Annotated in this window: 25 protein-coding genes; 12 read left to right on the top strand and 13 right to left on the bottom strand. The window is 69.2% G+C overall.

Features of this window, described 5'->3' with window-relative positions; all coding sequences use genetic code 11:
* Positions 1-28: 28 nt before the first annotated feature.
* The 5 genes from apaG to JL101_RS22120 all read left to right on the top strand — a co-directional run bounded on the left by apaG (position 29) and on the right by JL101_RS22120 (position 4,009).
* A complete protein-coding gene (gene apaG / locus JL101_RS22100; RefSeq protein WP_158046969.1) occupies positions 29-421 on the top strand; it encodes a Co2+/Mg2+ efflux protein ApaG in 393 nt (130 codons plus the stop codon).
* 214 nt (positions 422-635) lie between these two features.
* Complete coding sequence (folE, locus tag JL101_RS22105; RefSeq protein ID WP_228435521.1) at positions 636-1,271, top strand: GTP cyclohydrolase I FolE; 636 nt, start codon at positions 636-638, stop codon at positions 1,269-1,271.
* An 81-nt stretch (positions 1,272-1,352) separates the two neighbouring features.
* On the top strand, positions 1,353-2,798 hold the full coding sequence (locus JL101_RS22110) for a TrkH family potassium uptake protein (protein ID WP_323374679.1): 1,446 nt from the start codon (positions 1,353-1,355) through the stop codon (positions 2,796-2,798).
* 57 nt (positions 2,799-2,855) lie between these two features.
* The gene (locus tag JL101_RS22115) at positions 2,856-3,467 is read left to right on the top strand and encodes a helix-turn-helix transcriptional regulator (protein WP_203096275.1); all 612 of its coding nucleotides are present in this window, start codon (positions 2,856-2,858) and stop codon (positions 3,465-3,467) included.
* Positions 3,468-3,529: 62 nt separating this feature from the next.
* Positions 3,530-4,009 (top strand): hypothetical protein, encoded by a 480-nt coding sequence (locus tag JL101_RS22120; protein WP_203096273.1) that lies wholly within the window; start codon positions 3,530-3,532, stop codon positions 4,007-4,009.
* A gap of 16 nt (positions 4,010-4,025) precedes the next feature.
* On the opposite strand, the gene JL101_RS22125 is transcribed toward JL101_RS22120, so the two are convergent.
* Genes JL101_RS22125 through JL101_RS22145 form a run of 5 tightly spaced genes read right to left on the bottom strand, consistent with a single transcriptional unit; the run spans position 4,026 to position 9,047 of the window.
* Entirely contained in the window at positions 4,026-4,622 is a 597-nt protein-coding gene (locus tag JL101_RS22125) for a hypothetical protein (RefSeq protein WP_203096271.1), read from the bottom strand.
* 58 nt (positions 4,623-4,680) lie between these two features.
* Positions 4,681-6,000: a serine hydrolase gene (locus tag JL101_RS22130; protein ID WP_203096269.1), complete on the bottom strand. Its 1,320-nt coding sequence runs from the start codon at positions 5,998-6,000 to the stop codon at positions 4,681-4,683.
* Between the two features lie 16 nt (positions 6,001-6,016).
* A complete protein-coding gene (locus JL101_RS22135) occupies positions 6,017-6,949 on the bottom strand; it encodes an Hsp33 family molecular chaperone (protein WP_203096267.1) in 933 nt (310 codons plus the stop codon).
* On the bottom strand, positions 6,946-7,872 hold the full coding sequence (argF, locus tag JL101_RS22140) for an ornithine carbamoyltransferase (RefSeq protein ID WP_203096265.1): 927 nt from the start codon (positions 7,870-7,872) through the stop codon (positions 6,946-6,948). The genes JL101_RS22135 and argF overlap by 4 nt, the downstream gene beginning before the upstream one ends.
* The gene (locus tag JL101_RS22145; RefSeq protein ID WP_228435064.1) at positions 7,869-9,047 is read right to left on the bottom strand and encodes an aspartate aminotransferase family protein; all 1,179 of its coding nucleotides are present in this window, start codon (positions 9,045-9,047) and stop codon (positions 7,869-7,871) included. Before JL101_RS22145 ends, argF begins: the two co-directional genes overlap by 4 nt.
* 387 nt (positions 9,048-9,434) lie before the next feature.
* Here JL101_RS22145 and JL101_RS22150 point away from each other — a divergent pair, with 387 nt between their 5' ends.
* Genes JL101_RS22150 through JL101_RS22165 form a run of 4 tightly spaced genes read left to right on the top strand, consistent with a single transcriptional unit; the run spans position 9,435 to position 11,742 of the window.
* Positions 9,435-10,352 (top strand): CsgG/HfaB family protein, encoded by a 918-nt coding sequence (locus JL101_RS22150; RefSeq protein WP_228435066.1) that lies wholly within the window; start codon positions 9,435-9,437, stop codon positions 10,350-10,352.
* Positions 10,353-10,363: 11 nt separating this feature from the next.
* Positions 10,364-10,669, top strand: a complete 306-nt coding sequence (locus tag JL101_RS22155) for a DUF4397 domain-containing protein (protein ID WP_203096261.1) — start codon at positions 10,364-10,366, stop codon at positions 10,667-10,669.
* A 5-nt stretch (positions 10,670-10,674) separates the two neighbouring features.
* Positions 10,675-11,070, top strand: coding sequence for a DUF4810 domain-containing protein (locus JL101_RS22160; protein ID WP_203096259.1), 396 nt, complete (start codon positions 10,675-10,677; stop codon positions 11,068-11,070).
* Between the two features lie 12 nt (positions 11,071-11,082).
* A complete protein-coding gene (locus tag JL101_RS22165) occupies positions 11,083-11,742 on the top strand; it encodes a DUF799 domain-containing protein (protein WP_203096257.1) in 660 nt (219 codons plus the stop codon).
* Between the two features lie 36 nt (positions 11,743-11,778).
* On the opposite strand, the gene JL101_RS22170 is transcribed toward JL101_RS22165, so the two are convergent.
* The 4 genes from JL101_RS22170 to JL101_RS22185 all read right to left on the bottom strand — a co-directional run bounded on the left by JL101_RS22170 (position 11,779) and on the right by JL101_RS22185 (position 15,255).
* Entirely contained in the window at positions 11,779-12,582 is an 804-nt protein-coding gene (locus tag JL101_RS22170) for an ABC transporter permease (RefSeq protein ID WP_203096255.1), read from the bottom strand.
* Positions 12,583-12,589: 7 nt separating this feature from the next.
* Positions 12,590-13,393: an ABC transporter permease gene (locus tag JL101_RS22175; RefSeq protein WP_203096253.1), complete on the bottom strand. Its 804-nt coding sequence runs from the start codon at positions 13,391-13,393 to the stop codon at positions 12,590-12,592.
* A 105-nt stretch (positions 13,394-13,498) separates the two neighbouring features.
* Positions 13,499-14,956: a methyl-accepting chemotaxis protein gene (locus JL101_RS22180; protein WP_203096251.1), complete on the bottom strand. Its 1,458-nt coding sequence runs from the start codon at positions 14,954-14,956 to the stop codon at positions 13,499-13,501.
* Positions 14,953-15,255, bottom strand: a complete 303-nt coding sequence (locus tag JL101_RS22185; RefSeq protein WP_203096249.1) for a hypothetical protein — start codon at positions 15,253-15,255, stop codon at positions 14,953-14,955. Before JL101_RS22185 ends, JL101_RS22180 begins: the two co-directional genes overlap by 4 nt.
* A 167-nt stretch (positions 15,256-15,422) precedes the next feature.
* Between JL101_RS22185 and JL101_RS22190 the strand changes: the two genes are divergently transcribed.
* Positions 15,423-15,998 (top strand): regulatory protein RecX, encoded by a 576-nt coding sequence (locus JL101_RS22190; RefSeq protein WP_203096247.1) that lies wholly within the window; start codon positions 15,423-15,425, stop codon positions 15,996-15,998.
* Between the two features lie 174 nt (positions 15,999-16,172).
* Positions 16,173-17,198, top strand: a complete 1,026-nt coding sequence (locus JL101_RS22195) for a response regulator (RefSeq protein ID WP_203096246.1) — start codon at positions 16,173-16,175, stop codon at positions 17,196-17,198.
* A gap of 15 nt (positions 17,199-17,213) precedes the next feature.
* Here the strand turns inward: JL101_RS22195 and JL101_RS22200 are convergent, their stop codons facing one another.
* Complete coding sequence (locus JL101_RS22200; RefSeq protein WP_203096244.1) at positions 17,214-17,495, bottom strand: hypothetical protein; 282 nt, start codon at positions 17,493-17,495, stop codon at positions 17,214-17,216.
* A 236-nt stretch (positions 17,496-17,731) separates the two neighbouring features.
* Between JL101_RS22200 and JL101_RS22205 the strand changes: the two genes are divergently transcribed.
* Positions 17,732-18,142, top strand: a complete 411-nt coding sequence (locus JL101_RS22205) for a hypothetical protein (protein WP_203096242.1) — start codon at positions 17,732-17,734, stop codon at positions 18,140-18,142.
* Between the two features lie 22 nt (positions 18,143-18,164).
* Here JL101_RS22205 and JL101_RS22210 read toward each other — a convergent pair whose 3' ends face one another.
* The 3 genes from JL101_RS22210 to JL101_RS22220 form a co-directional block, all read right to left on the bottom strand.
* A complete protein-coding gene (locus JL101_RS22210; RefSeq protein ID WP_203096240.1) occupies positions 18,165-19,397 on the bottom strand; it encodes an ABC transporter substrate-binding protein in 1,233 nt (410 codons plus the stop codon).
* Between the two features lie 78 nt (positions 19,398-19,475).
* Positions 19,476-23,282 carry a response regulator gene (locus JL101_RS22215; protein WP_203096238.1) on the bottom strand — a complete coding sequence of 1,269 codons (3,807 nt, stop codon included), beginning with the start codon at positions 23,280-23,282 and terminating at the stop codon, positions 19,476-19,478.
* On the bottom strand, positions 23,279-24,403 hold the full coding sequence (locus JL101_RS22220; RefSeq protein WP_203096236.1) for an FIST signal transduction protein: 1,125 nt from the start codon (positions 24,401-24,403) through the stop codon (positions 23,279-23,281). Before JL101_RS22220 ends, JL101_RS22215 begins: the two co-directional genes overlap by 4 nt.
* Positions 24,404-24,513: the final 110 nt, after the last annotated feature.

Consider the following 24,513-nt stretch of genomic DNA (forward strand, 5'->3'; position numbering starts at 1 on the left):
ACAACCGACGCCCGGTCGCGAGCCCGCCATGTACAGTCAGACAACCCGCTCGATCAGGGTTTCCGTCAAGCCGACGTTCCTGGAGGAACAGTCCTCGCCGGCGGAACACCATTTCGTATGGGCCTATCATGTCCGGATCGAGAACACCGGGGGCGAGACGGTTCAGCTGCGCAACCGCCACTGGCGGATCACCGACAGGTTCGGCCGGGTCCAGGAGGTGCAGGGAGCCGGCGTCGTCGGGGAACAGCCCGTCCTGGAACCGGGAGAGAGCTTCGAATACACCAGCGGCACGCCGTTGACCGCTCCCTCGGGCATCATGTCGGGCAGCTATCAGATGGAAACCGCGCGCGGCGAGAAGTTCGACGTGACGATACCGGCCTTCTCGCTGGACAGCCCCCACGAGACTGTCCAACTCAACTAGCAGCCACCCCTCCTGCGCCGGACAGCGGCGCGACTGCCGACCGGCCGATCTTGAATCGGGCGAACGGCACGCCACTTCGCTGTTCAAGCGGAACCGGTTCCCGCCCACGCACGACGGTCGGGGGACGACAGTGCGCGACACAGCGAACCGGGACAGAGCCGACCATCGAAAGGTACCCGTCGTGAGTGCATCGAAGCCCCTGGCTACGGACAACATCGTCCGCGGTCCTTCCCACCATCGCCGCAGCGCCCCCGGGATTGCGCGCCCAAGCCGTGCCGAAGCCGAACAAGCCGTCCGCACCCTTCTGCTCTGGGCGGGAGACGATCCCGACCGCGAGGGCCTGCTGGGCACGCCCGACCGCGTGGTGCGGTCCTACGAGGAGTTCTTCGCCGGCTACGGCGTCGATCCGGTGGAACTGCTCCAGCGCACCTTCGAGGAGACCGACGGCTATGACGAAATGGTCGTCCTGAAGGGCATCCGGTTCGAATCCTACTGCGAACACCACATGGTGCCGATCATCGGCAAGGCGCACGTGGCCTATCTGCCCAATCACCGCGTCGTCGGCATCAGCAAGCTGGCCCGCGTGGTCGAGGCCTATGCCAAGCGCCTCCAGATCCAGGAGAAGATGACCTCCCAGATCGCCAACACGATCGAGGAGGTCCTCCAGCCGCTCGGCGTCGCGGTCGTGCTGGAAGGCGAGCACCAGTGCATGACCACCCGCGGCATCCACAAGCCCGGCGTCAACATGGTGACCAGCCGGATGCTGGGCGCCTTCCGGACGGACCCGTCGACCCGCCGGGAATTCCTGGCCATGATCGGCAGCCCGTCCGGCAACGGCATCGGCGGCTGATCCCAGAGGCATAAGGCAGTATGATGAGGGCGCCGCGGCGACGCGGCGCCCTTTTCCCATTCCGGACCCTGGCCTTTTCCTTTGGATTATCGCCCCGTCTTCTTCGTTCTCGGCATCCTGCTGTCGACGCTGGCCTTCAGCATGCTGGTCCCGATGCTGGCCGACCTGTCGGTCGGGCACCCGGACTGGCAGACCTTCGCGATCTCGGCGGCCTTTACCCTGTTCGTCGGCGTGTCCCTGCTGCTGACCAACCGGATGCCCGAATTCACGCTGTCGATCCGCCAGGCCTTCCTGCTGACCACGCTCTCCTGGGTGGTGACCGCCGCCTTCGCCGCGGTACCCCTGATGCTGGCGGAGATGGGGCTCAGCTACACCGACGCCTTCTTCGAGGCGATGTCCGGCATCACGACGACCGGCGCAACCGTGATCGTCGGGCTGGACTCGGCCCCGCCGGGCATCCTGCTGTGGCGGGCTCTGCTTCAGTGGATGGGCGGGATCGGCATCATCGTGCTGGCGCTGTCGGTGCTGCCCATGCTCCAGGTCGGCGGCATGCAGCTGTTCCGAACGGAATCGTCGGAGAAATCGGACAAGGTACTGCCGCGAGCCGCCCAGCTGGCGAGCTGGATCGGCCTGATCTACCTGGGCTTCACGGCGCTGTGCGCGGTCGGCTACCGGCTGGCCGGCATGGGCTGGTTCGATGCCTTCGCCCATGCCATGACCACCATCGCGACCGGCGGCTTCTCCACCGCCGACGCGTCGGTCGCCTTCTTCGACGATCCGCTGATCGAGCTGGTGGGGATCGTCTTCATGCTGGCGGGGGCGCTGCCCTTCGTGCTGTACCTCCGGGCCCTGCGCGGCGACCCGCGGCCCCTGCTGGCGGACCGGCAGGTCCAGTGGTTCGCCGCCGTGGTCGCCGCAGCGATCGGCATCATGGCCGCGCACCTGTGGATCGAGCGCGACTACGAACCGCTTGCCGCGCTGCGGCTGGCGTCGTTCAACGTCGTGTCGGTGATCACCGGGACGGGCTACGCGACGTCGGACTTCGGGACCTGGGGACCGTTCGCCGCGGGGCTGATGTTCTTCCTGATGTTCGTCGGCGGCTGCGCCGGGTCCACCTCGTGCGGGATCAAGATCTTCCGGTTCCAGGTGCTCTACGCCACCGCCGACGCCCAGATGCGGCGGCTGATCCAGCCGCACGGCGTCTTCATCGCCTATTACAACGGCAAGCCGATCCCGGAGGCGGTCTCGGTGTCGGTGATGAGCTTCTTTTTCCTCTACGCCCTGTGCTTCGTGGCGCTGTCCCTGTCGCTCCAACTGCTGGGGCTGGACTACATGACGGCGATGAGCGGCGCCGCCACCGCGATCAGCAATGTCGGCCCCGGCCTGGGGCCGGTGATCGGGCCGAGCGGCACCTTCGCGCCTCTGCCCGACGCCGCCAAATGGGTCCTGTCGGCCGGGATGCTGATGGGACGGCTGGAGCTGTTCACCGTGCTGGTCCTGCTGACCCCGGCCTTCTGGCGCCAGTGAGGGAATGGGGATACAGTTCCCCCCTTCCTGGCCCCCGTCCCTGGCAGGATCAAGGAAATGCTGGAATTCGGACGCTCCCTGCGCCGGCTCCGCCGGCTGAACGGCATCAAGCAGGAACACCTGGCCGAACTGGCCGGCGTGACCCAGGCGACCGTGTCGCGCTGGGAATCCGGGCGGCACCGGCCGACGCCGGAGCAGGCGGCGCAGCTGCTGCCCCTGCTGGAGGCGCGCCTGAACCCGGCGGGCGACGCCATGCTGAAGCGGCTGGTGGAAACCTCCGCCCTGCGGGTCCACCTGGTCTGCGACGTCAGCCACCGGCTGCTGGCCGTGTCCCAGGGGCGCCGGCGGGAGTGGGAGAACGACGCCCATGACCTCTACGGCGAGACCCTGTGGCCCTTCGCGTCCGACGGCATCCGCGACGGCGAGGCGCGCCTGGGGGACCTGGGCTGGTACGAACCGGTCGCCCGTCCCGTCGCCGGCTGGACCGACTTGAAGCATTCGGGCGTGATCCGCATGGGTCCGGGCATGTGGCTGTGGGAGCGGGTCCGGCTGAGCGACGGCCGCTTCGCCCGGATGGTCACCACGCTGCCGCTGGAGGACCTGCGGCGCGGCGTGCCCGAGGCGCGCATCGTCTCCCTGCCGCCCGGAGCCGAAGAACCGGTCGTATGATTTATACGTCGGCCCGGGCGGGGGTGCGGCGGTAAGTTTGCCCTCTCCTGGAGGGATGAGCCATGCCGATAAGACTCTTCCGGCGCCGCCCCGTCGCGGAGCCGCCGCTTGCCGAGGTGGCCGCCGGCCTGATGGCGGCACGGGACGCGGACCGGATCGCCCTGATGGTCCTGGCCCTCGGGCCGCGCCTGAACGAACGCCTGGACCTCGATGAATGCCTGCGCCTGGCGGCGGCGGGCAACTTCACCGACGGGACCCGCGAAACCCGCTTCGTCGAGACGCTGGCGCGCTTGGCGCGCCGCATCGAGCTGAACGCCGCCCCGGCCCGGCACTGGACCGGGGACGACCGCCGTCGCCTGTTCGACCCCGACTTCCTGGCCCGGCGCTGCGCCGGCGAACCCGTGCTGGCTGAGTTGAACGACCTGCTGTGGCACGCCGCCGTCGCCAGGCTGCGCGAGGCCGGCGAGAACCCGGCGGCGGTGGCGCTGGAGGCGATGGGGCTGACGGCGCAGCTGGCACCGTCGAGGGCGACGGCCCGGTAGGTCGGCAGCTACCCCGCTACCGCAGCGTCACCGCCGACAGGTTGCCGTAGACCCCTTCCTCCAGCTTGGCGTTCAGCTCGGTCATCATGCGCTCGACCATGGCGAACAGGGCGTCGTCCCTGCCCTGGAGGGAGATGTTCTCGGGCACGCTGATGGTGCGGGCGACGGCGGCGCCGGTGTAGCCGTGGAAGCGGCGCGACGGCTGGTCCACGACCAGATCGACCGCCAGCTTGCCGTCGTAGCGCTCGGACTGGTCGGTGGTGAAGGCGCCGCGCAGGCCGGTGGTCGGCGGCAGGCCGGTCTCGACGATGCTGGCGTCCTTGATGATCACCCGCAGCGTGCCGCTGCCGCCCATGGCGCGCAGCCGCTCGTTGGCCCAGCGGCGGATCGCGTCGGACGGGGGCACCGGGGCCAGATGGTCGACGTTTGGCTGCACCTGGGGCGGCTGGTATTGCTGGACGACCTCTACCGTGGCGACGTCGAACGAGATCGGGGCCGCGTCGGCGAAGCTGATCTGGCGGGCCGCCTGGCGCGGTGGCGTCGACTGGCAGGCCGCCAGGGCGAGGGTGGCTGCCAGGACGAGGGCGGCCGGACGGAGAAGGCTGCGGAGCATGATGGCGGTTTCGCGGAAAAGGAGGGGGTTCACGGATAGCACGGGGCTGCGGTGCCGGTCACTTGGATTTGGCCGGCGGCGGCTTGGGCGGCTGGGATTTGGGCGGCTGGGATTTGGGCGGCTGGGATTTGGGCGGCTGGGATTTCCGGACCTTCGCCGAGGTCGGCGCCACGGCGGCGCGGAGGTTCTTCGGCGAGACCACCAGGCAATAGGCCTTGGCCTGGCGCAGGCGCTTGCAGGCGGCCGTGGCCTGCGCCTCCTCCAGCCCGACGACGATCGGGCGGTGCTTTCTGCGCCGTTCGATCGTCGTCAGCATGGCCCCGCCGAGCACGGCGGCATGGCTCCGCATCAGCTTGCGCCCGGCGTCGGCCGCCTTCGCCTTGGTGTTGAAGGTGCCGGCGATCTCGACGCTCCAGCCGCCCTGCGCCCGCGGCATGCCGGGAACCGAGACGATCGACGCGCAGGTCGGGGAGATGACGCCGGCGGCCGGCTCGTCCGGCTCCCGGGTCCGGACCGGGTCGATGTCGCGCAGGGTGACCGGGATCTTGGGGGACGGCTTGGCATAGGCCTCGTCCATCAGCCGGGCGATGCTGTCGGCGCGGTCGCCGCGGCTCAGCTCGCCCAGGACGACGGCGACCAGCCGGCGCCCGTCGCGCACCGCCGACGCCACCAGGTTGTACCCGGCGGCGCAGGTGAAGCCGGTCTTGATGCCGTCGGCGCCCCGGTAGTTGGCCAGGAAACCGTTGACGCTGTTGAAGGTGCTGCCCCGGTGGACGAAGCTCCGGGTGCTGAAATAGCTGTACTGGTCGGGAAAGTTCCGCAGCAGCGCCAGCGCCAGGATCGTCAGGTCGCGCGCCGTGACGACCTGCTCCGGGTGGTTGAGCCCGGAGGCGTTGCGGAACTCGGTCCGGTTCATGCCGAGCGACCGGGCCTTGGCGGTCATGGCTTCGGCGAAATCGGACTCGGTGCCGCCCAGCCGCTCGGCCAGGACGACGGCGGCGTCGTTGGCGGATTCGATGATGGCGCCCAGGATGGCGTCTCGCGCCCGGATGGTCGAGCCCTGGCGAAGCCGCAGGGACTGGCCGGTCTGGCTGGCCGCCCGGACCGACACGGGCAGTTCCTCGTCCAGCTTCAGCCGGCCGGCCCGCAGCGCGTCGAACGCCATGTAGACCGTCATCATCTTGGTGGTCGAGGCCGGGAAGCTGCGCAGGTTGGGCTGCTCGGCATGGAGCACGACCCCGCTGTCGGCATCGACGACCAGGCTGGCCCGGTACGCGGCGGCAGGTCTCGGGAAGAGAAGGCTGGAGAACAGGGCTCCGGAGAGGATCAGGGCCGCGAGCGCGCCCGCCGACGACACACGAACGCATACCCGCAGCACGATGAACCCCTATGGATCAGCCGTAGACATTCTCCAATTGTGCATCATCAAAAGTATACGTCGAGTTACAGAACTCGCACGTGACCTCGACCCGGCCGTTGACCTTCAGTTCCGAGATCTCCTCCCGCGGCAGCGACCGCAGCACCGTCGCCACGCGGTCGCGCGAGCAGCGGCAGGTGGCCCGGAGCTCCGTCGGAGTATAGACCCGCACGCCGTCCTCGTGGAACAGGCGGAACAGCAGGTCGTTGGGCGGCAGCCCCGGGTCCAGCAGCTCGGCGTCGGTGCAGGTGCCGATCAGCACCATGGCCCGGCGCCAGTCGTCGGCCACGTCGCTTCCCAGCACCTGCTGGATCTGGTCCTCCGGCAGTCGCTGGAGCATCAGGGCGCCGCCGCGCCAGATCCGGTCCGAGTCGGTGCCGGCATGGCCGACCGCGACCTTGATGCCGGTATCGAGCTGCTCGGACTGGCGGAAGTAATGCTGAACGCAATCCGACAGGGTATCGCCGTTCAGCTCGACGATGCCCTGGTAGCGTTCGGTGTGCTCGCCCTGGTCGACCGTGAAGGCGAGATAGCCGGTGCCCAGCAACGCAGGCACCGGCGCCGCAACACCCGCGTCGGCCCCGGCCAGCCGCTCGGCGTCGAACTGGGCGTAGCCGCGCACGTCGCCGGTGCTGGTGACGTCGGCCACCATCAGCGAGATCGGGCCGTCGCCCTTGGTCTGGAGCGTGAAGATGCCCTCGTATTTGAGGGCGCCCGCCAGGGTGATGGCGAGCGTGATGGTTTCGCCGAGCAGATGGGCGACCGGCTCGGGATAGGCATGCTTGGACAGGACCTCGTCGAGCATCGGGCCGACCTTGACCAGACGGCCCCGCAGGTGCGAGGCGTCGATCTGGAAAGGCTGCACGATGTCGTCGGTGAGGGGATTCTCGGCGTGACCGAAATGACTCATGAACTCAGACACCAGGTTAAAATGCCCTTCTGGGCGTGCAGGCGGTTTTCCGCCTCGTCCCATACCACGGAGTTCGGTCCGTCGATCACGTCGGCGGTGACCTCGTCGCCGCGATGGGCTGGCAGACAGTGCATGAATATGGCGTCCGGTTTCGCGTTTGCCATCAGGCGCCGGTCAACCCGGTAGGGGGCCAGCATGTTATGGCGGGTTTCGGCGTCCTGCTGGTTCATGGAGACCCAGGTGTCGGTGACCACGCAATCGGCCCCGGCCACGGCGGCTTCCGGGTCGCCACCGACGGTGACATTTCCGCCCTGCCCGGCCGCCCAGCCGACCAGGTCCGGGTCGGGCCGGAGCTGTTCCGGACAGGCGAGCCGCAGCTCGAAGCCGAAACGGACCGCGGCGTGGATCCAGCTGGCGGCGACATTGTTGCCGTCACCGCTCCAGGCCACCACCTTGCCCGCGATCGGGCCGCGGTGCTCCTCGAAGGTAAGCACGTCGGCCATGATCTGGCAGGGGTGCGACCGGTCGGTCAGCCCATTGATCACCGGGACGGTCGCGTGCTCCGCCAGTTCCAGCAGCTTCGCCTCGGAATCGGTGCGCAGCATGATCACGTCGACGAAGCGGGACAATACCTTGGCGGTGTCGGCCACCGTCTCCCCGCGGCCGAGCTGCATCTCCTTGGAGCTGAGCATCACCACGTCGCCGCCGAGCTGGCGCATGCCGACCTCGAAGGAGACGCGGGTCCGGGTGGACGGCTTCTCGAAGATCATGGCGAGCGTCTTGCCGGCCAGCGGCTTGTCGCTCCTGCCGCCGGCCTTCAGCGCCTTGCCGCGCTCCAGGATGGAGCGCAGCGTCGCGGCGTCGAAATCGTCGAGGTCGAGGAAGTGGCGGGGGCCGGGACCGCCGGAGGCCGGCGCGGTCATTGCGCCAGCTCCGCGCAGGCCTTGTCGAGGATATCGATCGCCTCGTCCACCTGGGTCTCGGTGATGATCAGCGGCGGCAGCAGGCGCACGACGTTGTCGCCGGCGGCGACCGTCAGCATGCCGTGGGCGCGCAGCTTGTCCACCACGGTGCCGTTGACGATCTCCGGAACGAACCGCAGGCCCAGCAGCAGGCCGGCGCCCCGCACCTCGGCCAGCGCCTTGGGGTGGCGCGCGACCGCCTCGGTCAGGCGGCCCCACAGCATGCGGGCGATGCGGTCCACGCCTTCCAGGAAGCCCGGCTCCAGCATGACGTCGAGCACCGCGTTGCCGACCGCGGTGGCCAGCGGATTGCCGCCATAGGTCGAGCCGTGGGTACCGGGGGTCATGCCGACCGCGGCCTTCTCCGTCGCGAGGCAGGCGCCCAGCGGGAAGCCGCCGCCGATGCCCTTGGCGACCGACATCACGTCGGGGGTGATGCCGGCCCATTCATGGGCGAACAGCTTGCCGGTGCGGCCCATGCCGGTCTGGATCTCGTCGAACAGCAGCAGCAGGCCGTACTCGTCGCAGACCTCGCGGAGCTGGCGCAGATAGTCGAGCGAGCCCGCACGGATGCCGCCCTCGCCCTGCACCGGCTCGATCGAGATGCCCGCCGTCTCGTTCGTGATGGCGGCGCGCAGCTCGTTCATGTTGCCGAAGGCGACCTGGTCGAAGCCGTCCTGCATGGGGCCGAAGCCCTTGACCATCTTCTCCTGCTTGGTCGCGGCGATGGCGGTCGTGGTCCGCCCGTGGAAGGCGCCGCCGGCGGTGATGATCCGCCAGCGCTCGGGATGCCCCGTCTCGTACTGGTACTTGCGCACCACCTTGATCGCGCATTCCCAGGCTTCGACGCCGGAGTTGGTGAAGAACACCGTATCGGCGAAGGTGTGATCGACAAGTCGTCGCGCCAGGCTCTCCTGCCCCGCCACGCGGTACAGGTTGGAGGTATGCCAGATCTTGTGCGCCTGATCGGTCAGGGCCTTGATCAGGTGCGGATGGGCATGGCCCAGCGCGGTGACGGCGACGCCGCTGGCGAAATCCAGATAGCGTCGGCCGGTCGTGTCGAAGACATAGGGTCCTTCGCCCCGCTCGAACACGACATCCGCACGGGCATAGGTGGGCATGACAACAGGGATCACGGGTAAGCCCCCAACGGGTTCAATTCCGGCAACGGTCCACCAGCGCCGCCATCCGGAAAACGGCGTAGTACGGAAAGCACGAACTCCCGGAAGGCGCAGCCGTCCGGGAGACCGCAGACTATCCAAAGCCGGGGACGGGATGTCAACGATTGCGGGCGCGAATCGGGCGGGCGGGGCGTGATTTCATGGGCCGGCGCAGCGAAACAGGATAAAATTCGCGGTAATAAATCCTTAAATGCATTGTGACAATCTTGCGCCCGATTTGCATTCAAAGGAATGCATCCACGTGTTCGGGAAAACGCCTCAGCAATGATCGCCGCTGCATTTCGTCCTGGAAGCGACAGGATCCCCCTCGGCAGGCTCCTTCGCCTTGCCCTTGCCGGAACGGTGGCATTGAGCGGATGCGCCACGCCGCCGCCGCCGCCCGTCGCGGTCCAGGCCCCCGCCGCCGTCGCGGAGGCCCAGAAGCAGGCGGCGCTGGCGCCGCCCGCCGCGAAGAGCTTCAAGCGGAAGGTGGCGTTGGGGCGTTTCACCAACGAGACCCGCTACGGCAAGGCGCTGCTGGGCGGCGACCTGGATCCGCTCGGGCGCCAGACCGGCGACATGCTGAGTTCGCGGCTGGTCGAGTCCGGCCGATTCATCGTGCTCGAACGGCCGGACCTCGCGGCGGTGAAAGCCGAGCAGGCGCTGTCCGGCGGAGGCAACACCGTCGGGGCCGACACCCTGATCGTCGGGTCGCTGACGGAGTTCGGCCGCGGCGCCGAAGGCCAAGCGGGATTCCTCAGCAATACCAAGCGCCAGGTCGCCCGGGCCAAGGTCGAGGTGCGGCTTGTCGACGTCAGGACGGGACACGCCTATTTCTCGGCGACCGGCGCCGGGGAGGCGGCGGTCGAGCAGGGCACCGTCATGGGGTTCGGCTCCCGCGCCGATTACGACGCTACCCTGAACGACCGGGCGATCGGCGCCGCGATTTCAGACCTGCTCAGCAGCCTCGTCGCGAAACTCGAAGAGCGCCCCTGGCGCAGCGACATCCTGAAGGTCGACGGACCACGCGTCTATATCAGCGGCGGCACCAGGCAGGGCCTGAAACCGGGAGACAGGCTCGCCGTCATGCGGAGCGGCGAGCGGGTGAAAAGCGCGCAGAGCGGTTTCGACCTGGAACTGCCGCCCTCCCCCGTCGCCGAACTGGTGGTGGAGAGCACGTTCGGCGACAGCGTCACCAGCGAGGGATCGGTCGCACGCATCGCGGCCGGCACCATTCCCGGCGGGAACACCAGCGGCCTGTTCGTCGCCGAAGTGAAGTGAGGGGCCAGGAAATGATCATTCGTCCACTGACCTTGGCCGGCGCCCTGCTGCTGACCGCCTGCGCCTATCCGAGCACGACGGTCCGGACACTGGAGGAAGAGCCGCAGCTGGCCTTCGCCAACGCTTCCCCCACGGCCATGCTGTTCGTCAACGGCGTCCTGGTCGGCCCGGCCGCCGATTACGACGGAAAGAAGAGCACGCTTCAGGTAGGAACGGGCACCCACACCGTCGAAGTCCGGGAAAACGACAGGGTCATCTATAGCGACAAGATCTATCTGGGATCGGATCTGACCAAAATTATCTCCCTGCCCAAGTGAGCCAGATGATGAGAACCAGCCGTATTTTCGTTTTGGCTGCGGCCGCGATTTGCGCCGGATGCGGCCCAACGACCAAGTATTATTGGGGAAACTACTCCAGGTCGCTTTATGACTACCAGCAGAACCCTACCAACCAGGTCACCTACCAAGCCGCGCTGGAGAGCATCATCGCGTCGGGCGACCAGACCCGGAAGGTTCCCCCCGGCATCTATGCCGAGCTTGGCTACCTGAAGCTCTCGTCGGGCGACAGCGAAGGCGCCGTGGCGCTGTTCGAGAAGGAGAAATCCGCTTGGCCGGAGTCGGCGCTCATGATGGAGAAAGCCATCCTGAATGCGCGTGAAGGCAAGAACAAGTCCCCCGCGGCAACCGGCGTCACGCCGGCTTCGTTACCCACCAGCTAAGGCGACGTCCCCATGCGAATTCTCTTCAAGGCCGCCCTGGCCTGCCTGTGCCTGGCGGGATTGTCCGCGTGCGCGGTGCCGCCACAGAAGAAGGACTTCAGCACGATCCGCGCGAACCACCCGCGATCCATCCTGATCGTGCCCGTGACGAACTCCAGCACGCAGGTCGATGCGCCGGACAATTTCCTGGCGACCCTGCCGGTACCGCTGGCCGAGAAAGGCTACTACGTCTTCCCCGTGCACATGGTGAAGCGGGTCATGGAGGACGAGGGCCTGGCCGACGCCGACCTGGTCCACTCGGCGGACGCCCGGAAGGTCGCGGCCCTGTTCGGAGCCGATGCCGTCCTGTTCGCCAACATCCGACGCTGGGACAGCCAATACATCCTGCTGTCGACCACCACGACGGTCGACATCGACTACACCTTGAAAAGCGGCAGGACGGGAGAAACGCTTTGGGAGGAGACGGTCCACACCGCCTATTCTCCGCAGGCGCAGAACTCGGGCGGTCATCCCCTGGCCTTCCTGGTCACCCAGTTCATCGTCGCCGCGATGGAGAGGGCGGCTCCGAGCTACCTGCCCCTGGCCAGCCAGGCCAACGGCGTCGCCTTCTACACGGCGGGCCGCGGAATTCCCTCCGGTCCCTACGACCCGCAGTTCGGCAAGGACTATTGAAGCCTGGGCATCGGAGCGCGGGGCGGCATGACCGCCTCACGGCCGCAGCTTCCACCCCCGGCTGATCAGCACGCCGCACGCGGCCCACAGCGCCGCCGCCGTCCCGGCGACCACCGCCAGCGACGCCAGGGGCGACGCCTCCGCCCCGCCCAGGAAGCCGTAGCGGAAGCCGGAGATGGCGTGGAAGATCGGGTTGAGCTGGATGAGGGCCGGGAACGGCTCCGGCAGGGCGTCGGCCGGGACGAAGACGCCGGACAGGAAGGTCAGCGGCACCAGGACGAAGACGAAGGCCGCCGCCAGATGGTCCCACTTCTCGCACCACAATCCGATCAGCACGCCGGCCAGGGACATCATCAGGGCACCCAGTGCCGCGAAGGCGACCACCGCCCAGGGGGCGGCCATGGGCATCGGCCAGACCAGCAGGGTGCCGGCCAGCACCACCGTCCCGGTGACGAGGCCGCTCAGCGCGCCGGCCAGGGCGTAGGCCGCCGTCATCTCCGCGGCACCCAGCGGGGCCATCAGGATGTCGCTGATGATGCCTTCCATCCGGTCGAACAGCAGGCTGAACGCCGTGGTCTCGGCCGAGCGGAACAGCGCCGCCATCAGCACGAGGCCCGGCACCGCGAAGGACAGCAGCGCGTCGCCTTCGGCCGTGCCGCGCTCCGGTCCCAGGGCGAAGACCAGGACGATGAAATAGACCAGGGTCTGGAAGGCGGGCGCCAGGACGGTCTCCAGCGCCTCCTTCAGGTAGCGGCTCAGTTCGCGGCGGAACAGGGTCCGCGCACCCATCCAGTGGATGCGTCCGATCGCGCGGGGCCGCGGCCCCTGGAAACCCGACATGGCACCGTCACGCCTTCAGCTTGTAGCCGGTGGACAGCATGCGCAGCAGCAGGACCGCAAGCGCCGCGTTGATGCCCAGCATCACCGCGACGCCGATCGCCAGGGTGCCGTCGGACTGGCCGATGAAGCCGTAGCGGAACCCGTCGATCATGTAGAAGAACGGGTTGAAGTGCGCCAGCCACCAGAAGGCCGGGGGCAGCCGGTCCACCGAATAGAAGGTACCGGACAGGAAGGTCAGCGGCGTCACGACGAAATTGGTGAAGGCCGCGATATGGTCGAACTTCTCGGACCAGATGCCGCCGATCATGCCGAGCTGGGCCAGCATCATGGACGCCATGAAACCGTGGAACAGGATGAAGGCCGGGGAATGGAAGCCCAGCGGCACGAAGGACCAGATCGCCGCCCCGGTCACGACGCCGACCAGCAGCCCGCGGGTCACCCCGCCGCCGACGAAGGCCACCGCCATCTCCATCGGGGACAGCGGCGGCATCAGCACGTCCACGATGTTGCCCTGGACCTTTGATATCACGACCGAGGACGACGTGTTGGCGAAGGCGTTCTGCGCCATCGCCATGACGATCAGGCCCGGCCCCAGGAAGACCAGGAACGGCACGCTTCCGGCCATGCGCACGACGCCGCCCAGCGCCAGCGCGAAGACGGCGTAGAACAGCAGCGTGGTGACGACCGGCGCCGCGATGGTCTGGGTATAGACCTTGATGAACCGATGCACCTCCCTCTGGTACAGGGTCCAGAGGCCGATCCAGTTGACGGTGCCGATATCGCGCGGCAATGGCGGGAGATGGGTGCTCATGATGCCCTTCAGCTAAGTGCGCGCACCCTAATGTGAAGCCGGCGCATGGCACAATTGCCGAGAGCGAATGGCTGGTGGGCGGCAACGCCGCACCCCCGGCCGGGCTTACGCCCGCAGTTGGCGGACGAAGTCGTGGACCTGGCCGTCCAGGCTTCGAACTTCCGTCATCAGCTCGTTGGCGAAGACGCGGACCCGGCCCGCTCCGTCGCCGGTATGGTCCGCCGCCCGGCCAACGCCCTGGATGCCCTGGGCGGCGGCGGCGACGCCGGTGGCGACCAGCTGCGCCGTGGCGGCGATCTCGCGGGTGGCGGCGCTCTGTTCCTCCACGGCGGAGGCGATCGTCGAGGTCACCTGGTCGATCGAGGACACGGCCCCGGTGATCCGGCCGATGGCATCCACCGCCGACCGGGTGGCCTCCTGGATCTCGCCGATCCGGGCGGTGATCTCCACGGTGGCGTTCTCGGTCTGGCCGGCCAAGCCCTTGACCTCCGCCGCGACGATGGCGAAGCCCCGGCCGGCCTCGCCGGCGCGTGCCGCCTCGATGGTGGCGTTCAGCGCCAGCAGGTTGGTCTGCGAGGCGATCGCCTGGATCAGTTGGACCACGTCGCCGACCTGGGCGGCGCCCCGGGACAGCGCCTCGACCGCGACGGCGACCGCCTTGGCCTGCTGGTTGGCGTCGTCGGTCATGCGCGAGGCGCCGGCGATCTGGCGGCTGATCTCGCCGATCGAGGCGGTCAGCTCGTCGCTCGCGGTGGCGACGCTCTGCACGCCCGCCGAGACCTCCTCCGCCGAGGACGCGGACGCTCCCGCATCGGTGCGGGTCTCCTCCGCGGTCCGGGCCAGCGCCTCGGCCTCGTGCCGGACCTGCTCGGAAACTTGGCGGAGGCTCGCCGAAACGCTGCCGACGCCCTGCTGGAAGGCGGCGGCCAGCGCCATCATCTCGTCGCGCCGGCGGCGCTCGGCGGCCTGCCGTTCCTCCTCGCGGCCTGCGGCCAGCCGCTCGTTCTCCGCCTGGGCGAGCCGGACCTCATGGAGCGCGGTCTCGGAGGTCCGAAGCGCCTGCCCCAGCCGGGTGACCATCCAGACCAGGACGCCGGTCTCCAGCACGACGATCACGGCGTGCAGGACGACGCGCCCGAGATCGCCGCCGCCGGGAAACACCGCCGCCGGCAGGGCGAAGTTGAGGACCAGGTGGTGGACGGCCGTGGCGCCGGCCCCCAGCAGGATCGTCACCGGGCAGGCGAATCCGGCCAGCATCGCCAGGGCGGCGAAATAATACATATGCATGTCGATCTGCCAGACGGACCCGCGCATGTCGTAGACGAGGGCGGAGACCGTCATCACGAACGCGACCGCGACGACGCTCCGCGCGGACAGGCCGGTCGGGTCGCGCCAGACGGCAAGGCTGGCCGCCAGCGCGGCGAGGCCCGCCAGGGAGACGGCTCCCGCCGTGTCGCTCTCCGGGTAAAACCACGCCAGGGCGAGGATCAGGGGGACATGCAGCCACAGCAGGGCGACGGAGAACAGCGCCATGTTCCGGCGCTGGTTCATCAAACCGGTCATTTCGAAGGGGTATCCGCTGGCAGGCACCCGGACATTGCGCGCGCGTCCAGGAGCAGATAAGCATCAATCGGATGCCGGGGATCATCCCGGGCATCCGGGCGCGCGACGATGATGAAGGACCGGGGCGCCGCGACCGGCAGCCAGCCGGCTTCGGACACCCGGGAGATGGCGTCCGTGACGGCGGTTCGGGGATCGAACACGACCATCACGGCATGGCCGGGCCTGGGCGACAGGGTCAGGACGCCGCTGACGGCCAAGCCGCCCGCCAAGAGGGCGCAAGCCGGAAGTAGTTCCGCCATCCGACGACCCATGGCCACATCCATCCGAATTAAAGGAGTGGAAATCTAAAATACCGACTTTCTAATTTAGGGTAATTCGTCCGGATTCGTATTGCATTTTAGGCATATGCCTCTTGACCGATCCGGATCCACCACTTGGACGACCCAGCGCGACAGGAGCATCAATCATGTCTTCCACCCCGGGTTCCACCCCGCCGGGCCGGCGGCAGCAGAAGCCGGTCACCGCCCAGTACCTGGAGAACGCGGCGCTCTACTATCTCCAGCGTTTCGCCAGTTCGTCGGCCAACCTTCGCCGGGTCCTGATGGGCAAGGTGGAACGGTCGGCGCGTGCCCATGGGACCGACCGGTCCGAGGGCGCCGCCCTGGTCGAGGCGCTGATCGAGCGTTACCAGCGCAGCGGGCTGCTGGACGACAAGGCCTATGCCGAGATGAAGGCGTCCAGCCTGCACCGGCGCGGCACCTCGACGCGGGCGATCCGCGAGAAGCTGTCGCTGAAAGGCGTCGGCGGCGACGAGATCGCGGCCGCGCTGGAAAGCGTCGACGAGGAGACCCCCGGCGATACCGAGCTTGCGGCGGCGGTGGCGCTGGCCCGCCGGCGGCGGCTCGGCCCGTTCCGCCGCACCGGCCGCGAGGAGCACCGGGAGAAGGACATGGCGGCGCTGGGCCGTGCGGGTTTCGGTTACCAGATCGCCCGGAAGGTGGTGGATGCGGAGGATCCCGATGCTATTCAGACGGAAGATTAAGGAATAATATATTTTTGGAATGATTTTATTATTGCGTTGCAACCGATAAGTTCTATCGTGAGGAGCGCGGCGACCGGAGTTCCCGGCGTCCGTGCCGGGCCCGGCCCGGCGGTCGACCGACGACGGATTGATGACGGAGCTGCCGGGACGATGTCTATAGCCCGCGGGGGATCCATGACCCTCGATGGTGCCGCCGCCACCGACATACCGACCGACATTCGCGTGGTCGTGGCGGAGGACGACCGCGGCACCCGCCTGGTCCTGCGGGGGTTGCTGCGGTCGCTCGGCGTCCGGGACTTCGCGGAATGCGCCAACGGGGCGGAGGCCTTCGTGCAGATCCAGCGCTCCGCTCCCGACATCCTGATCTCCGACTGGGAGATGCCGGAGGTCTCGGGCATCGCCCTGACCCGACTGGTGCGCAACCATCCCGACAGCCCCAACCCGCTGATGCCGGTGATCATGCTGACAAGCCACAGCAACCACCAGCTGGTCGAGCGGGCGCGCGACGCCGGGGTCACGGCCTTCCTGGCGAAGCCGGTGTCGCGCAAGGCCCTGGCCGCCCGATTGGAGGCGGCGGTCCACCGGTCGCGCTGCTACGTGCTGACCCGCCGGTTCTTCGGTCCCGACCGCCGACGCGCCCAAGCCGGCACCGACGGGGCGGCGAAATCCCCCGCGGCCGGCAAGCCGCCCGAGGGACGGAGCCAGCCGCCCAGCGCCGACCTGGACACGGCGGGGGACGCCTTCCTGATCGACCCGGCGCCGCTGGCCGCGGCCTGCGGCATGCCGCCGGGGCTGGTGCGGCCGTCGCCGCTGTCCCGGTCCCTGTTCACCCGCGTGCGCGCCAAGCGGATCGACCTGGTGGCGGCCGACCGGAGCCGGTTGGAGATCGTCCGGGACGGCCTGCTCAAGGGCGGCGACCCGGAGCGCCTGGCCGCCGTCCTGATCGACACCATGGACCAGATCCGCCAGAGCGTCGGGCTGAGCCATCCGCTCGTTCAGCGGGTGTGGTCGTCCCTGGCGGCGATCCGCGACCGGATCGATCCGGCGGATTCCCGCTCCCTCGACATCCTTCACCTGCATGCCCACACGATCGAGCGCCTGCTGGACCTGGCCGGCCAGCCGGACCGCCGCCTCGCGGAGACGACGGTGGCCGAACTGGAAGCGGCGGTCGCCAAGCTGTTCCCGCCGCTGCGGGCATGAGGGTGCGGGAACGGATCAGGCGGTGCGGCGCCGGTCGATTCCGCCGGGATGGCGGACCTGGAACCGGTGATAGACCTCCATCGTCGGCGCGCACCGGGCGGCGTCGCCCCGGCGCATCGCGCGGACGAGGTTGTCGCGCATCATCTGGCGGATCGCCGGCGCCCCCCAGGGGCGGTCGAGAAGGCTATGGCCCTTGGCAAGGGCGACCACGAACCCCAGCCGCTCGTGGCGGGAGATCTCCTCGATCTCTTCGGGTAACAGGTCGCTGAATGCGATACAGTCGTTGAGCGTCAGCACTGGTGCCTCCCATGGATCGGCGGGAGAGGCGATTGGTCGGCGGCAGCTGATGCCGGTTACGGTCAACCGCAGGCGGTCCCGTGTTGCTATTCCCCAGAGATCGGGCGGCTCCATGTTCTTGGTTCATTTGTCCGGCCCTGCTGGCCGATGCCGTCCTACCCCTTAAGTAGGCGCCCGAACGCCCATGTTTTCCATGTCGGGCTCATGGCCGCGTCAACTTGTCGCAGGATCGCCCTATGACCGATAGGGAGGCCGAAAGCGAACGCTTCGTGGTGCAGCGCGCCGCCGGGAAGAAATGGGAGACGGTGACGGTCCACGGCAGCCAGGCCGACGGTTCGGCGGCGTTCGCCTCGGCGGTACAGGCGGGGCCCCGGTCGTTCCTTCGGCTGATCCGCCTGCGCGCCGATCCGGAGGCGCGCGGCGAGGTGTACGACTGGACCCTGGTCAGCCTGCACGACCCCCGCCGCCACGCGCCGCCGCCGGTCCGGAAGACCGGGTCCGCGAAATCCGGGGGCGCGAAGTCCGGGGGCGCGAAGTCCGGGGGCGCGGAGCGGGTCCGCGCCCCCGTCAGGCTCTATGTCCTGCTGTTCATCGCCGGGGCGGCGCTCGTCCTGCTGTGGCTGCTGGCGGGCGGACGACCCCGGTGAGCGCTGTCGGAAGCGTCCGGCCCTACTTCTTGACCAGCGGGCACTGGCTCTGGGCCAGCGGCAGATAGGCCTCGGTGCCGGGGATGGTTCGAACGATTTCGTAATAGTCCCACGGCTTCTTGCTGTCCGACGGGGCCTTGACCCGCGCCAGGTACATGTCGTGGACCATCCGGCCGTCCTCGCGCACATCCCCGTTGCGGGCGAACATGTCCTTGATCGGCAGTTCCTTCATCTTGGCCGCGACCACCTTGCCCTCGTCGGTGCCGGCCGCGTCGATCGCCTTGAGGTAATGCATGACCGAGGAATAGACGCCCGCCTGGACCATGTTGGGCATGCGGTCCATGCGCTCGAAATAGCGCTGCGACCAGGCCCGCGCCTCGTCGTCCATGTCCCAGTAGAAGCCCGTCGTCAGCACGAGGCCCTGGGCCGTCTCCAGCCCGAGGGAGTGGACGTCGCTGAGCACCAGCAGCAGGCCGGCGAGCTGCTGGCCGCCCTGGACGATGCCGAACTCCGCCGCCTGCTTGATCGCGGTCGTGGTGTCGGTGCCGGCGTTGGCGAGCCCGACCACCTGCGCGCCCGAGCCCTGCGCCTGGAGCAGGAAGGAGGAGAAGTCGGCCGTGTTGAGCGGGTGGCGGACGGCGCCCAGCACCTCGCCGCCGGCCGCCTTGACGACCTCCCCGACATCCTTCTCCAGCGCGTAGCCGAAGGCATAGTCCGCGGTCAGGAAGTACCAGGTCTTGCCGCCCTCCTGGACCACCGCCTTGCCGGTGCCGTTGGCCAGCGCCACGGTGTCGTAGGCCCAGTGGAAGCCGGTCGGCGAGCAGGCGTCGCCGGTCAGGCGCGAGGTCGCCGCTCCCGAGGTCAGCGTGATCCGGCCGGTCTGCTTGCCGATCTCCTGGACCGCCAGCGCCACCGACGAGGTCGTCAGGTCGGCGATGGCGTCGACGTTCTCGCGGTCGAACCACTGGCGCGCGATGTTGGAGCCGATGTCGGGCTTGTTCTGGTGATCGGCGGACAGGACTTCGATCGGCTTGCCCAGCACCTTGCCGCCGAAATCCTCGACCGCCATCTGGGCCGCGATCACCGAGCCGCGCCCGCCGAAATCGGCGTAGAGGCCGGACTGGTCGTTCAGCACGCCGATCCTGACCGTGTCTCCCGAGACCTGCGCGCCGGCCTGCCCGGCCGACAACGCCAGCGCGCCCGTCGCCAGCGCTCCGGCGAGCACCCTGGACAGGGTCTTGTTCGTTGACTTCATTTGGTTTCCTCCCGTCTTCAACTCCTTTCCTTGAAGACCGGGGACGCTTTGGTGTCAACTGATCCTTGGAGGAAACCGTCAGGGGTGCGGATTGCAGGCGACGCGGACGGCCCGTCGGAGGGGCTCTTCGGCGGCGGCGAGCGCCCCGTCGATGCGTTCCGCCAGGACGGAAGCCGTCGCCCCGTCGCCCGCGTGGCAAACGTCGAGCAGGTGGTGGGCGATCGCCTGCACGGTGACCGCGCCGACATTGCTCGACGATCCCTTGAGGGTATGCGCCTCCTTTCCCGCGGCGGCGAGGTCGCCCCTCGCCAGTGCCGCCCGGATGCCGGACGCGGCCTCCCGCCCCGCTTCCAGGAACAGGTCGATCAGGTCGGCAACCGTGTCCCAGCCCATCGCGTCGGCCAGGTCGGCCAGGCGTTCCGAATCCACCAGGTCGTCAGCCCGGTCCGCCGCGGGGTCCGCGACGGGGTCGGGATCGCGCCGGGGTTCCGCAGGGACGGCGCGCGCCGTCCAGCGCTCCAGCTTCTCGTTGACCAGCTTGCGATTGATCGGCTTGGCCACGAAATCGACCATGCCGCAGGCGCGCCACTCCTCCCCCTGGAGCAGGTCGGCATCCGCCGTCATGGCGATCACCGGGGTGGAGCCCGCCGGCGGCGGCAGGGCGCGGATCGCCCGGGTCGCGGCGAAGCCGTCCATCTCCGGCATCTGGATGTCCATCAGGATCGCGTGGTAGGGCCGGCGCAATGCCGCTTCCACGGCCTCCCGCCCGTTGACCGCCACGTCGATCCGCCGCCCCTCCTCCTTCAGCAGGCCGGCCAGGATGCGCCGGCTGATCGGGTCGTCCTCGACCACCAGGATCGCGGTCTCCGACCCGGCCCCGGCGCGCACCGGGGGCGGAACCGGAACCCGGGCCGGCGGTGCCGGCGGCGGCTCCGCGCCGCTTCCGCCGCGCCGGTGCCCCCAGTAGCCGATGGCGTTGGCCAGCTTGCGGCGGTCCACCGGCTTGGGCAGATAGTCGTCCATGCCGGCCGCGAGGCATTTCTGCGGGTCGCCCTCCATCGCGTTGGCGGTCATGGCGATGATCGGCACCTCGGCACGGCCGCCCTTCAGCCTGCGGATCGCCGCCGTCGCCTCGTACCCGTCCATCTCCGGCATCTGGACGTCCATCAGGACCAGATCGTAGGGCAGGTTGCAGATCGCCTCGACCGCCTCGCGGCCGTTGGCGGCGATGTCGACGCGGTGCCCCAGCCGGGTGATCAGCCCGGTCGCGACCTGCTGGTTCACCTGGTTGTCCTCGGCCACCAGGATGCGCAGCCGCCGGGCCGGCACCGCCGTTTCGGCCGGGGCCGCCGCCGGGTCGGGCCCGTCCGGCGCCGCGCCGCCCAGCAGCTCTGCGAGCCGGGTCAGCAGGGTGGCGTGGCGCAGCGGCTTGTGCAGCAGGCCGTCCACCGAGACGCCGACCAGTTCGTCCTTCAGGCTGCCGACTCCCGACGAGGAGCACAGGATGACCTTGAGGTCGCGCAGCCTGGGATCGGCGCGCAGGATCGCCAGCAGGTCGATGCCGGACATCTCCGGCATGTTGTGGTCGAGCAGGACGGCGTCGAGCGGCTGTCCGGCGCGGCTGGCCTGGCGCAGGATCATCAGCCCGTCGGCGGCCGAGACCGCGGTGCGGGTCTCCACGCCCCAGGGGGCCAGCTGGCGCGCCATGATGTCCCGATTGACCGCGGTGTCGTCCACGATCAGCACCTGCCGCCCGGCCAGCACCGACCAGTCGGCCTGCCGGGCGGCGGGAACCAGCCCGGTGCGGGGCAGCGGCAGTTCGAACCAGAAGGTGGATCCCCGGCCGACCGTGCTCTCCACGCCGATGGTGCCGCCCATCAGGTCGACAAGCCGCTTCGAGATCACCAGCCCCAGGCCGGTGCCGCCATAGCGCCGGGACGTGGTCGAATCGACCTGCGAGAAATGGCGGAACAGCCGCCCCATGGCCTCCGGCGGGATGCCGATTCCGGTGTCGTCCACCACGAAGCGCACCCCGGCGACCTCGCCGGCACCGTGGTCGCCGGATTCGGGGCCGGGTCCCGCGAGGTCGATGACCTGCAGCGAGACGACACCCTTCTCGGTGAACTTGACCGCGTTGCCGACCAGGTTCAGCAGGATCTGGCGCAGCCGGCCGGGATCGCCGCGCACCAGCTTGTGCAGCCGGGGCGGCACGAAGCTGACGATCTCGATGCCCTTCGACAGGGCCCGAGGGGCCAGCAGCTCGATCACCGCCTCCGCCTCGTCGAGGATGGAGAATTCGGCCTCCTCCAGTTCCAGGTGGCCGGCCTCGATCTTGGAGAAATCCAGGATGTCGTTGATGATGGCGAGCAGCGCCTCGCCGCTCTCGCGGATGGTCTCCGCGTAGTAGCGCTGGTCGCCGGTCAGCGCGGTGTCCAGCAGCAGGCCGGTCATGCCGATGACCCCGTTCATCGGGGTCCGGATCTCGTGGCTCATGGCGGCCAGGAACTCCGACTTGGCATGGTCGGCGGCTTCCGCCCTGTCCTTGGCCTCGACCAGTTCGCGCGCGATGCGGCGGCGCTCGGTCACGTCCACATAGATGCCGACGGTGCCGCCGTCCGGCGTGCGCCGCTCGGTGCTCTCGATCGAGACGCCGTTGGCGAAGTGATGCAGGAACGGCATGCCGTCGGCCCGGCGATGGGCGCGCATCCGGCTCTCCAGCCATTCCGCGGTCCGCTCCGGCGGAAGGCCGGCATAGTGGCCGCTGGCCGCCGCGGCCTCCAGCGCCTCGGCGAAGGGCAGCCCGGGCCGCAGGAGGTCGGCGACCGGCGCGAACATCCTTCGATATTCCTGGTTGCACAACACCAGCCGGTCGTCGGCATCGAACAGCACCAGCCCCTCCGAGATGCTGGCGATGGCGGCGGCCAGCTTGGCCTCGGCCTCGGTCACCCGCTGCTCCGCCTCGACCGAGGCGGTGATGTCGGTCGCGGTGCCGCGGTATCCGGCGAAACTCCCGCCGTCGTCGAACAGCGGCGTCCCGCTGATGCTGATCGTCCGGGACGTGCCGCCGGCGTCGCGGAACGTGCCGGTCAGCCCGCGGAACGCCCGGCGCGCCTCCAGGTCGGCGAGCCGGCCGGCGTCCACCGCCATCAGCTCTCCCAGGGTGCGGCCGACCGACAGTCCGGCGTCGGGACCCAGCACCGCCTCGAAGTTGCCGAGGAAGCGGGTGAAGCGAAGGTCGGCGCCCATCTCCCAGAACCAGTCCGAGGCCGAGGCGGCGAAATGGCGGAAGCTGCGCTCGCTCTCCCGGATCTCGCGCTCAGCCTCCTTGCGGAGCGTGATGTCCCGGATCACGCCGATGAACTTGCGGCCTTCGGCCAGCGTGATCTCGGCCACCGCCAGTTCGATCGGGAAGATCTCGCCGGACCGCCGCCGGGCCACCGCCTCCCGCTGGCGGCCGATGATCCGGGCCTTACCGGATTCGCGGTAGGCCGCGACCTGGCCGTCGTGGGGCGCCGCGTCGGCCGGGGCCATCAGCAGGGTCAGGTTCCTGCCTCGCAGCTCGTGCTCGGCATAGCCGAACATGGTCTCGATCGCGCGGTTGACGCTCTCGATCGCGCCCCGGTCGTCGGCGGTGACGATACCCTCCCCGACATTGTCCAGGATGGTGCGGGCGACCGCCTCCCCCTCCGCCCGGATGCGGCGGTTGACGGCCTCCAGCTCCTCCTCCATCAGGCGGGTGCTGCGCTCGATCCGGGCACGCTCCTGGTCCGCCTCCGTGTAGGCGGCATCGACCATTTCCAGCAGGGCCGCCATGTCGGGCTGGCCGTCGGGACGCCCGCGTGCCGCCCGCCTGAGCTGGCGCTCCAGCAGCCGGTGCAGGCTCATCTTTCGCCGATGGTGGTGATCGTCATGGTCTGGTTGTGCAGCTCGCAGGCGCCGGTGCGGGCGTGGGGCGAGATCTCGCCGTAGGAGTAGAAGCCGAGGGTGCGGGCGTCCCCGCCCAGGATCTCCGCGGCGCCCTCGACCTCCTCGGCGACACGCTGGCCCAGCACCAGCTTGCGGCCGATGCAGGACACCAGGATCGCGAGATGGGTCCCCTCGGGTGCTGCGGCCATGCCGGCGGCCTCGCCGGCGCCGTCGATCAGCTTCTCGAAGCTGGCCCGCATCAGCTGGGCGACGCTGCCCTCGGGCACGTCGCCCGCGAAGACCATGGTGTTCGTCGCGTCGTCGGTCCCGACCACGGTGCGGACCACCTCGCCGCCGTCGGGCCTGACGATGCGCAGCGGGAACAGCAGCGCCGAACCGGGAAGCTCCGGCACCAGGTCGCCGAGATAGCGCTTGTAGAGGTCGAGCGCCGGCTGGTTATCCAGGGTGTGGAGCACGTTCCCGGCAGAGCCGGTGATCCGGCGCTCCGGCCCGAAGGGCTGCCAGCCGCCATAGCTGCCGTGTCCGACGGCGACGGCGTCGCCGTACAGGCCGATGGCGGCGACCCGCCCGGGCCGCGGCTGGTCCCCGGCGCCGACATGGGTGACCTTGAAGTCCGCGCCGTCGCCGGCAAGGCCGCCGGTGATCGTGACATCGGCGCCCACGATCTCCTGCAGCCCCCGGATCAGGTCGCTGCCGTTGATCCGCGTGCCGTCGGACAGGATGAACAGGGCGCGCAAGCCGTCCCCCGGCAGTTCGGCGGCGAGGCGCCGGCCGACGGCGCGCGATTCGTCGTCCCCGATCTCCACCTTGGCGATCCGCACCGGAGTGGCGTCGAACGAGACCGCGGAGGCGACGACGGAGCCGTCGAACACCTCCTCCCCGATGATCTCGCCGCCGGTCGAGCATCCGACCAGGGGGGCTCCGGGGAACCGGTCCTGGATCTCGGCGAGCCGGGCCGCCAGGTCGGGGACGCCGGGTCCGAAGAAGTAGAGGACGAAGTCCGCCCGGGACAGGTCGTCGGAAGGCCGCATGTCCTCCCATCCCTGCCCCGGCGTCCAGGCAAGCTGACTGACGCGCATATCCCGCAACTCCGGTGAACGGCCGCGGGCACGGATGCTGGCGGCGGTGATCAACGGCCACAAGGATTACCCGCATGCGGAGAGTTTATCCACTTCTCCTTTACGCAACG

The organism is Skermanella rosea (genome assembly GCF_016806835.2).
Taxonomy (GTDB): domain Bacteria; phylum Pseudomonadota; class Alphaproteobacteria; order Azospirillales; family Azospirillaceae; genus Skermanella; species Skermanella rosea.